This window comes from Haloarcula sp. K1, assembly GCF_001647155.1.
Taxonomy (GTDB): domain Archaea; phylum Halobacteriota; class Halobacteria; order Halobacteriales; family Haloarculaceae; genus Haloarcula; species Haloarcula hispanica.
The window spans coordinates 1-9,990 of record NZ_LRHL01000029.1 but is presented as its reverse complement, the minus strand read 5'-3'; the positions used below and the strand labels follow the sequence as shown (position 1 = coordinate 9,990).

Genomic DNA, 9,990 nt, shown 5'->3' with positions numbered 1-9,990 from the left:
AATGAATAATATCAAACTAGTCGCGTATGTGTGTCTCGCAGTTATTGTTGTACTTTTATCACTGGTAGTGGGTACGACAGTATACTCTGATATGACAACGGGGGGCGAAGGATACGTTGTTTTAACACTGACCGGTAATCTATCTACAACTGACGATGGCTATCAGTATGACGGACGCCTTTTGATGCAAGGCAGGCCGTCGGAAAAAGACATACTCCGTGATGTAGCGATAGAGTTCGGCACGGACCCAGCGGGACAAATATGGAGAGTCAACCTTGGAACCATGACCCCTCCAGACAAAACACTCGCTAATATTAGCACACCACTGCAACAAAAGCCCGACTACGCTGTGATCCGAATCGGAGAGGCTACCAAAAAAACGCAAATAGAAGTTATGTGTATTCGATTTGGAGGTATCGGGCACCGGCATGATGTTGGGGAGAACCCCTGCCGCAACCCAAGCGGAGCAAATACTGATATCCCCAGTTGATTTCTCTGCTATCAATCCCTGTCTCCGGTAGCGTCTCCGAATTGAATTTCGTGGATTATCTCTGGTGAATCGCGGGAAAGCACTGGTTTCGACCGTTAGAACTAGAGTGTGAAGCGGAAAATCGCCGATGCCTATGTCGAAGATCTCCCGCTCCACGAGCAAAGCGGTCCAGTTAGCTAAAGATGCTGTTGGTGGGGTAGGCGAAGTCGCCGAGTATGCATGGTGTTGCTCGCTACCGCTGACGAGCGACGTGTGAAACTGTCTTCTCGACGATCAAGCGCACGCTCAGCGACGCCGTGGGTGCGCGAACTTGATCCTTACCATCTATCCGATCGGATTCGGTGGGGCGACGCGCGACCAACTCTCAGCCATCGCCAACGCAACCGGCGGGGAGGTCAACTTCGTCGATGACGCAGCGGAACTGCCGACAGTGTTCTCGCGTGTCGCAAATACCACGACCGAGATAAACGATACCGACGGTGACGGCCTGAGTGACGAGATGGAACGCGAGGGGGTCATACTAGGTGGACCCAATGGGGATCGCGTCACGACAGATCCGAAGAGCGCTGACACCGACGGTGACGGCCTCTCCGACAGCAGAGAAATCGGCCAGTACACGGAAGTCAGTTATCGTGGCAGGACTGCCTCCTATTACAACCACCTCGCCAATCCAAGGCAGGTTGACACTGACGGCGACGACCTGACCGACGCGGAGGAAGTCGCAGGCTGGGAAGTTCAGCGGATACAGAGTGCAAACGCCTCAAAGGGATATTTGAACGTTTCTCGTCCCGATCCCTCGAAACGATTGCTGAGGTCATATCTCCGGTCGTTGTACCGCGGCGAGACTGAATCGTATCAACCTCAAATTAGTCGTGGTCCAGATAGTAGTTCTTCAAAAGCACTCGCGATAACAATTGCAGAACAAACAGATATCGACGTTTCAACGCTCAATGAAACTGGTCATGGCCCCTCACCGAATGGGTCGTATCTCACGAACATAACGGCTACATCCGACCCGTTACAGCCTGACACCGATCATGATGGACTTGCGGACAACGTTGAGCACCTCCGGGGGACAGACCCCAGTCGTGCTGATACTGATGGCGACGGCATCTCTGACCAGACGGAGTTCACAAGTGGAACGGCTCCAGTCCTGTTCGACCACCGCGCTCCAACGGTAACCATCGAAAGCATTCGAACAAAGCGTATAAAAAATACAACAAAAGTGATTGTGAGGCAACAGGGCACTACAAAAACGGTACGCCCTGAAAACATCAAGACTACTGATTCGACTTCTTCTGGGGCTATTCTGGTTGCAAAATACCGGTATACCGTCCGTTTACGTGCGCATGATCCGAGCGGTGTCTCCAAATTGGTAGTGAAGCCAGATTGTCAGTATCTTGCTCGTCGAGCAGGCTCGAACTTGGGCTCTCTCATGGAGTCAGCGTGTCAGGGTGATGGGGAGACAATCCGATTCGACAACGAGACAACAACATCGTACAGGCGAGTCGAATTCACCGTCCGAACACCTATCGACAAAGCTGGAGTGTTTGCCTTTCAAGAGTTTAGTCAGTTCTTTGAATCCTCTCCAGTAGCTGTTACAGCAGTTGATAGCAACAGGAACAGTCGATCCAGTGACTACACTTCTCCCGGAGCAATTCCCGAGTTAGCCAAGACTGCTGCTGACCATCCGGCTACTGGCGAGCGGACGGAAGACCGCGTGATCGAAGAGATCGCATACCGTAGCGGGGGAGTATGGGGTGTTCGACAATCAGCGCTTGATCTGTCATACTTCCTCTCACATCCGTGGACGGCTGTTACCTGGCTCGGAAATATCGATCGACTCCCTGATGCGGCTTTGAGAGCGCCCGAAACCCTCCCCTCTGCAGCCAGAAATCTTCAAGACCGGCAGAACCCCTTCGACCGGAGGACTGAGACAGAGAATTACAAGCTCTATGGTCAGAACTGGTTAGTGGGATACGGCAGTGGCGTCGCTGGCTCTGAGCTCAGTATCGGCCTTGCAACCGGTGGTGGCTCAACGGTCTCGAAAGCCGCAAAATTGCGGAAGGTAACTGACACAGTTGGTGATGCTGGAACGGCAGCGAGAGGCTGGACCTTCCATCGGTCGGTCAGGATGGCCTCAACCATTTCGAAAGGCACTGATATCAAGCCAGCAGGAACCCGGCGCGCACTCGGGCGGGTGGCGATACCCGAGCGTGTGCGCCACGCACAGCGGCTGAACTCACCACGGTGGACACGACTCATCGAATCGCTCCCAGAGCGTGCTACAGGCCCATCCCGAACCGAACGAGTCAGCCGCACTATGCGCCGGACTGGCGATGATGGTCGTCAACTGATGCTCCAACTGCACAACTCGGGTGACCAGCGCGCTCTAGAAACGTTCATCGCAATGGACGAAACGCCAGGGACACAGCGGGCACTGGTTCGAGCGTCTCGCGAAGATCCCGACGTTTCGAAACAGGACCTCAGCGAAGCGTTGCAGCGGTACGACTCGCTAGAGACACCGGAACAGAAGCGAGAGATGCGGGAGGTGTGGCGAGCGACTGGTGACAAGAGTGTCGAGGCAACCGCGACGATGGATCAGGATGCACTGAACGATCTAATGGCTATAGATATTGATTCGGCCGTGCGAGCAGAAATAGCGTCAAAGTACACCGAGCTAGATGCAAGCCAGCAACGCCAGCTTACAGCCTTCGTAGAGGAGAATGGCCATAGCGGCGCTCGCGTAGCATCGGCAGTCGATAGTGACCGTCTAGATAATCTCCTTACTGCAGACTGTGGCTTGTCCGCGCCGTCGATTGGGCGACTGCCGTTAGGTGTCTCCCAGTATCGGCGTGTACAAGTTCCGGATACGCCAACACTCAGTTCCCGTTCAAGCTGTGCCGGAACCAGATTGCTCGAAACTGTCGCCGCTGACGGAGACATCTCTGGATCGGAACTTAACGGACTACTCGCTCGTCTCGGTGATAGCCAAGTCAAACCATTCGCAAACAGCGTTGTCGAATCGGAAAATCCTAGAGCATATCTGAAAGACCTGAACCCAGGCGCTGTCAAGCGCTTGGCTGCCGAAGCTGACGAAGGCGTCTTCAGGAAGACGGCGCGAACCTACGACAAGTACAACCGCTACAAGGACAACTACGAAACAAATAAACCCAGCGATCTGGCGGAAATCTATGGTGAAGTCTTGCTTCAGCGGCGACTCGGTGACGACTATCGAGTCATCTCGCAGGCACAGGTCGAATTCAAAGGAACGTCAAGATCGACTGAGATAGATCATCTGATAATAAAAGACGGCGAGGTCATCGGATTTGCTGAAACAAAGGACTCGAAGACAGCGGATGTCGGAAAACAAATAACCAAAAACAAACAATTTATTGATCAGTATGAAGTGAAGAAAATGAAATATCCTGGCTCAAGTGAGACAATCAACGCTAAACTGTCGACCGAGACGATTAATGAGGGACACGTATACACGATCGGTGCCGGAAATAAATACGATTTACAGAGCCTTTCGGTAGAAACAATGGATGTTCTCTACAGAGGATTCAGTGACAACTAATGGGACGACGGCTGCAAACCGACGCTGATCCGGAAGGCCCCATTTTTCAGGAGATGCTGGAGCAAGAGCCGCCAATATTTGATGGAATCAAGTTGTCGGGGACACTAATGGAACAGCTGGTCTTGGTCGCAAATGAAGTGGGGATGGAGGGGCCACGGCTTGGAGAACTGCTGGGACTTCCACGGGATGAGGACCGAGTGAATGGAGATTATCATCTCAGCGACGATGAGGTGGTGGAACTCCACGAAATGAGTGAAGAGCTGTTGAGCCGTATCGAATCCTCCCTAAAAATAGATGGGGATATTGTCGAGGCTGCAACGGATATTCATCCACGAGAGTATTCGTCGGTAGAAGCGAGTGAGGTGGTGTATCTCCGGGTCTATCACAAGTTTTGGATGGTCAGGGATCTCCTTGATTTTGCCATCGAACAAGACCTCGATATATATGTTGGTTGATGACCCTGGAAGGCACTGTCTAGTTGAGCGAGTTTGAGAAACGAGGAGGTCGTAGCGAGAGGTGTTCATGACACTCGCAGACCTGCTCAGCGAAACGTTGGAAACGGACGGTCAAGACGTTTGGGAGAATGAGCGCACCCCGACACCCGTCCGGCGGTTTGGGGTGCGTCTCCACTCGGCGGGGCTGTCGATCAGGGAGACGGTCGCTATCTTAGAATTGTTGGGTGTCGATCGCTCTCACGGTGCAGTCTGGAACTGGGTGCATACACTGTCTGAGGCACAGAGCGACCCGCCGAGGGCGGAGCCGTCGCTCGCGCGGCTGATGACGACAGCGTCGACTCCTTCGACCAGATCGATAGGGCCGTCAAAAAGGTCGATAACCTCGACAGCACTTAGCAGCGACGGGCCAAGAAACTCATTGCTGAGACTGACGGTGCTGGCGTCAAACTCGTTGACGAGTTAGACGGCGACGGGCTCCAACGGGTACTCGACTTGGATATCGACCGTGCTGACGAGTTCCGCACGGCTGCAGCTCGCAATCTCGAACGAGGCAACGCCGACACCGATGATATCGAGAAATTCGCCACACATGCCGACAATCTGGAAGGTGTCGATGGTCTGAATAGCGGTCCCGTCGATGACTTTGTGGATGCAGGTGCGCGCGGGAACGCCGGGGATCCAGGCAACGTCAAGGGAGCATTGCGAGAAGTTCGACGCGCCGACGAAATCGGGTCAGAGAATATCCGTAAAATGAGTGTCGAACTCAAAGACGGCAACGATATTAAAGGTGAGCTAGACATCCAACTGAAATCCGGGAAAATAATCGAATCGAAGTCCTCGTTTGGATATAAAGGCCCAAAAGTGGAAGGTCAATTCGAAAAGAAGCTACGTACAATGCGCGATCACCAAGAAATCGACTTTGATGGGAATACGCTTGAAGTTCGTGCTACCCGTGTAGGCAAGAAGAGTATGGTGAAATCAAAAATCAAGAAATGGGAAGGCATAGTGTCGAGTAGTGATAGATGGGATACAGCAAAGGTCACAATCAAGGTTGTTAATGAGAACACAGGAACTGTAATTACATCATAGAGACAATGGAGGACTATGACTGGATAGAAGTAGCATATATATTCAATGAAGAGCCATCAGTGGAAACATACGAATTACTGTTCGATGCAGTACCACGAAACTCAGGTCCGGAATACGAGGCCGATAAATTTAGTATATCATATACCGACCACGGTGAAGAAAAATACGTCTGTGCCGGTGCTGAAGAGGCAGTCAAAGTATTAACTTCCGCTGAATCCTGCTCAGTCGAAGTCTGGATGGACGGGTATGAGCTCAATTTGGGATTTGATAGAACCGGTTTAGGCTTTCCCTCCTACCAGTCGACGCCATACTTAGAATTTACGACGTGGATCTACGCGCTCCAGAACCCCGACGACGGCCACATCGACAGAGTAAAACAGCGCCGACGAGAGTTTGCGGAAATTCACGCAAAGGCAGCAGACATCCTTGACCCACAATGGGGCTTTGGCCGCCGCGGTGGCCTCGCTATCGGCGAAGATGAGACGGTCGAAGACCTTGCGACGAGGACCAAACCACCGCTGTACGAGTACAACGTCTTCCGTCCGGAAACGGTTGAAGCAATCGGTCGCGAGCAAGTCCTGTCGGCCCCGGCCTACTACGTCGAAGAACTCGACTCAGGTGGCGTTTTCATGGCCGTCACGGAACCACCCAAGCAGTGCGGACACGAGGGCCAGCAGTGTGAGGAAGTCGCCGACCAGCTCGGTCTCTCGCTAGCGAAAACGGAACGCTATCACTGACCGCGATTTTAGATCTAAAGTCTACAATACTGATTAGGAGATAGTCTCATCGCCGAGACGACGGGATTGATGATGACTTCTGGACGGAAATCACTCGCATTGCGGATAGTGACACGGTCCATTCGCATGATAGTTGAATTGCTCAGTCCGGCAGAGAGGTGGCCTGAACGGCGTGGCAAACCGGCAAGCGTTCAAAGAGGTCATCGCCAAACACGCAGTCGACCCTGATACGAGAGTACCCTTTCAGGTTTTTGTTCAATCTGCGGTTCAAACGATAGTAGTCAGTCATGACGGTGAAACAAAGGCAACGCCCCGAGTTAGAGAGAACCAATATACTCATCTCATCGAATATCGGACCGGATACGTCCAGTCCCTTGAGGATGATCTCTCAGCAGCAACAACAAAAATCAGAGTTACAGATACGCATGGGAATGCACGCTCGTCCCCTGCATTCACTCGAAGCACGATCTTTGTTGAGGGAGCACAGCATTCTGAGGCGGTAGATACTAATTCCAGAGTAGCTGCACAGGGACTGGGGTTCTCTTCGGGACTAGCAACAACGTTTGGCAGTAGCATTGAGTCACTCCAGTCCTTCGCTAAAGACCCACTGGGGGCCATCGAGGCGATCAGTACCCTTCTGGACTCGATTCCTGGTCTGGACTCACTGAGCAACCTCCTCTCGCAAGCGCCGGCAGTGTTTGACGCGATGGTACAGAGCTATGAGGATCGTCAAGACAGGGCGAATCCCTACGATCAAGACGCAAAGCCGGAGTTGCACAAAGACTTCCGGGCTAACTACTTCGCCGGGATGCTCTGGGGCGAGGTTGCCCGGTCCGTCACCGGCAGCCAAGCAGCCAGCGCGGCCAAGCGAACCCAGACGGCGAACACTGTAGCTGACCGGTTAGGCGGGACTCGCGTAATGCGGGCGGCCCGGACGTACAGTCGGGCACAGGACCGAGCTGGGGAGTGGCGCGCCCGGCAACAGATGCGAGCGATATCACAACTATCGAAGGCAACGACGGTCCCACGGAGCGGCGCTCGGCGTGTCCTCAAACCCGCCAGAACAGCAACTGATACAGTCCGCATCCGGCACACGATCCGTCGGACAGACGTCGACATGGCGGAGCTGGACCCAGCCCAACAGCGACGCCTCGGCACACTGCTTGCAGAAAACGATCCAGCCGTTGCCCGTGCCGTCCGGCAAATGGACCAAGACGAAATTGATGCCCTGACCCGGGTCGAGATGGATGCCCGTACCCGGAGCGATTTCGCCCGCGCATACGAGAGTGGCGAGGTCGACAGCGATGAACTCACGACGGCACTCACCCGCTACGACAGTTTAGATGCGGATGGAAAGGCGGAGTTCGACGACCTACTGGCGCGCAACGGTGACGACGCGGTCGACTTCGCCGGGCGCACGGACTCGGACACGTTCGATTCGACGTTTAGATGTGACATCAGTAGTGCACCGTCGCTCGGTCGTGCGGGCTCATTGCGGTCCGGCAGGTATCACTCAGTCACGGCACCGTCGTCGCCGTCCCTCCAGAGCGGCGGTGACTGTCTCCCCGACAAACTGGGGCTTTCGGCCAGTGAGAAAAGCAAATATCTCTCTGCGTTGAATGCGGGATCGGACGTTGATAGCGGGCCGATCACTACCGCCGACGAACTGGAAGGCCTGTTGGACGACCTGCAAGGCCGAGACGGCTTCGACGACATCGGCAAGATTGCAGGGGATATCCAGGGCAATAAGAAGGGGTTCAAAGGTCTTGCCGGTGAAGGACACGTCGGACGTGCACTCGATGACCGGTCTAATATCGATGCCGGCGATGGCGATATCGAACTCGAAAAAGACCTCTCTTCGGATGATATCGCGGATGAGTACAGTCAGGACATTGCCGACGGTGTCGAGAACAGTGATGCGTTCAAGAACGTCAACAGTGAGAGAGGTGGCTCTAGTAGCGACATCGATGCGAAAGCGAACACTGAGGTAGAAATCAACGGACGGACGCTCAAGGACCCAGCAATCGAATCTAAAAACCTCGATCCGGACAGCGCTGAATTCTTCCGAAGAGACAACTGGAACGGGTTAAAAGAGAAGCTACGGACGCACGCAGTAGCAGGAGAAGATGAAATCGTGGTGGCCATGGATCAAGACTATATCGACGTGGAGGCTAATCGCCTTGGCGGGAGCAGTAGTTCGTCGTCCCGAGAGGTCCTGAGCAACAGACTAGAAAATGACATCGAAACAACCCTGGCAGATGAGTTCGGGATATCCAAAGACGTAACCGTTGAAGTGACTAGCTATAGTGACCTATAATAATGTCACCACGCCATCTCACGGTCCACGTTCCCGAATTTACGGATGACATCGTTTCGACCGGTTTCGACGCGGCTGAAGAGGTTGGATTCGATATAGACAGAGATCAGGAATCGGACGATGGCGAGTGGCCGTACTATAACGGTAATTACAACAAAACGACCGTTTCGTTCATGTTCGACATCTCTTCGGATAGAGAGATGTATGAACGGGTTCTATCTGTGGGACTTTCGGACATCCTCATCCCGTCGAATTGGTCAGACGAGCAGAACTACGCCGAATTCGTGACTGCTGTCGTCAACCTTGCTTGTGAGCTAGCCGTTGCGTATGACGCGGAATACGTCCCGCTGTTCCAAACCACTAACCATAACACAATCGCGCCGACGGGTATGCCCTTCGCTGAGCACATCGATCAGGTCCCACAACTGGCCGTCTACTCCGAGACACTGTTCGAGGAGTTGGGCGGTTTCGACGCGCTGTACGGCGGGACTCCGTGGCGGTACGCAGAACTCGATAGCGGACACGTTTTCGCCATGACTTCCGACGGCCCCTGGGAGAACTCCGAGTTCACCAACTCGAAGCGGCGGGACCTGCAGCGTGGGGAAACCGTGACTGACCTCGATCTTTCGGACCCGTTCATGACACTCGATCTGGGTGAGTACGGGACGGACGCCGTCATTACGAAAGACGATATCGCTCCCGAGTTCACCAACGAAGCACTGACACTGGAGCGGGTGTACCGGGACGAGTCAGACACCCTCCGCCGTGTCGAGGACGATTCGTTCGTCCGGCGGCTCATCGATGATGGAAACGTGTTAGGCGAGCTCCCCGACGGTGTGGACACGGACGACGAGCGACTCTCAGCGCTCATCGAGGGGTCGATTCCGCCAGCGTTCGTCCGGCTCAACGCTCCCAACGACGAATCGATCGTCTCGAAGACGCTGGCGCTCGACATCGAGACTAGCAAGTTTGAACTGTTGGTGAATCTGGCACAGACTGCGCGTTCTGCGGATGTCTCTGACGATGTAATGGCGACTATCGAGGGGGTACTGGACCAGCTGAGTGAGATGGACGATCAAGACGGTATCGACCAGTACATCGAACAGAAGCTTCTGTGACTGCGGTAGCTTTTCACATAGCTTGAACACGCACTGAGTAGCCGGCACGGTCGCGCCTGTGACGGCCTTGGGCGGCGGAAGCGTCCTCCAGAAAGGACTGAGTAGCTCATCAAAGCTCAGACGGCTGGTCGACGCCGCCGACTCGGCGGTGCCCTCTCGGGTGCCAAACGGCGTCAAGCCGACGGCACTACGGCGGGCTGGGAA

The 9,990-nt window shown here is 54.2% G+C and carries 7 protein-coding genes and 1 pseudogene; all 8 read left to right on the top strand.

Annotated features, from left to right (window positions below; translation table 11 throughout):
* Positions 1-490, top strand: a 490-nt coding sequence (locus tag AV929_RS22660; RefSeq protein WP_152418438.1) for a hypothetical protein, incomplete at its 5' end; no start/stop codon positions are given.
* A 310-nt stretch (positions 491-800) separates the two neighbouring features.
* Positions 801-4,070: a hypothetical protein gene (locus tag AV929_RS21895; RefSeq protein ID WP_155120747.1), complete on the top strand. Its 3,270-nt coding sequence runs from the start codon at positions 801-803 to the stop codon at positions 4,068-4,070.
* Positions 4,070-4,525 carry a hypothetical protein gene (locus AV929_RS10515; protein ID WP_064288222.1) on the top strand — a complete coding sequence of 152 codons (456 nt, stop codon included), beginning with the start codon at positions 4,070-4,072 and terminating at the stop codon, positions 4,523-4,525. The genes AV929_RS21895 and AV929_RS10515 overlap by 1 nt, the downstream gene beginning before the upstream one ends.
* Positions 4,526-4,592: 67 nt before the next feature.
* Positions 4,593-4,835: pseudogene (locus AV929_RS21435) on the top strand (IS6 family transposase); the annotation flags it as partial.
* A 182-nt stretch (positions 4,836-5,017) separates the two neighbouring features.
* Positions 5,018-5,614, top strand: coding sequence for a hypothetical protein (locus AV929_RS21890; protein ID WP_155120746.1), 597 nt, complete (start codon positions 5,018-5,020; stop codon positions 5,612-5,614).
* Between the two features lie 257 nt (positions 5,615-5,871).
* Entirely contained in the window at positions 5,872-6,351 is a 480-nt protein-coding gene (locus tag AV929_RS10505; protein WP_230458879.1) for a hypothetical protein, read from the top strand.
* A gap of 706 nt (positions 6,352-7,057) precedes the next feature.
* The gene (locus AV929_RS22320) at positions 7,058-8,668 is read left to right on the top strand and encodes a hypothetical protein (RefSeq protein WP_064288220.1); all 1,611 of its coding nucleotides are present in this window, start codon (positions 7,058-7,060) and stop codon (positions 8,666-8,668) included.
* Between the two features lie 2 nt (positions 8,669-8,670).
* Complete coding sequence (locus AV929_RS10495) at positions 8,671-9,786, top strand: hypothetical protein (protein ID WP_064288219.1); 1,116 nt, start codon at positions 8,671-8,673, stop codon at positions 9,784-9,786.
* Positions 9,787-9,990 lie beyond the last annotated feature (204 nt).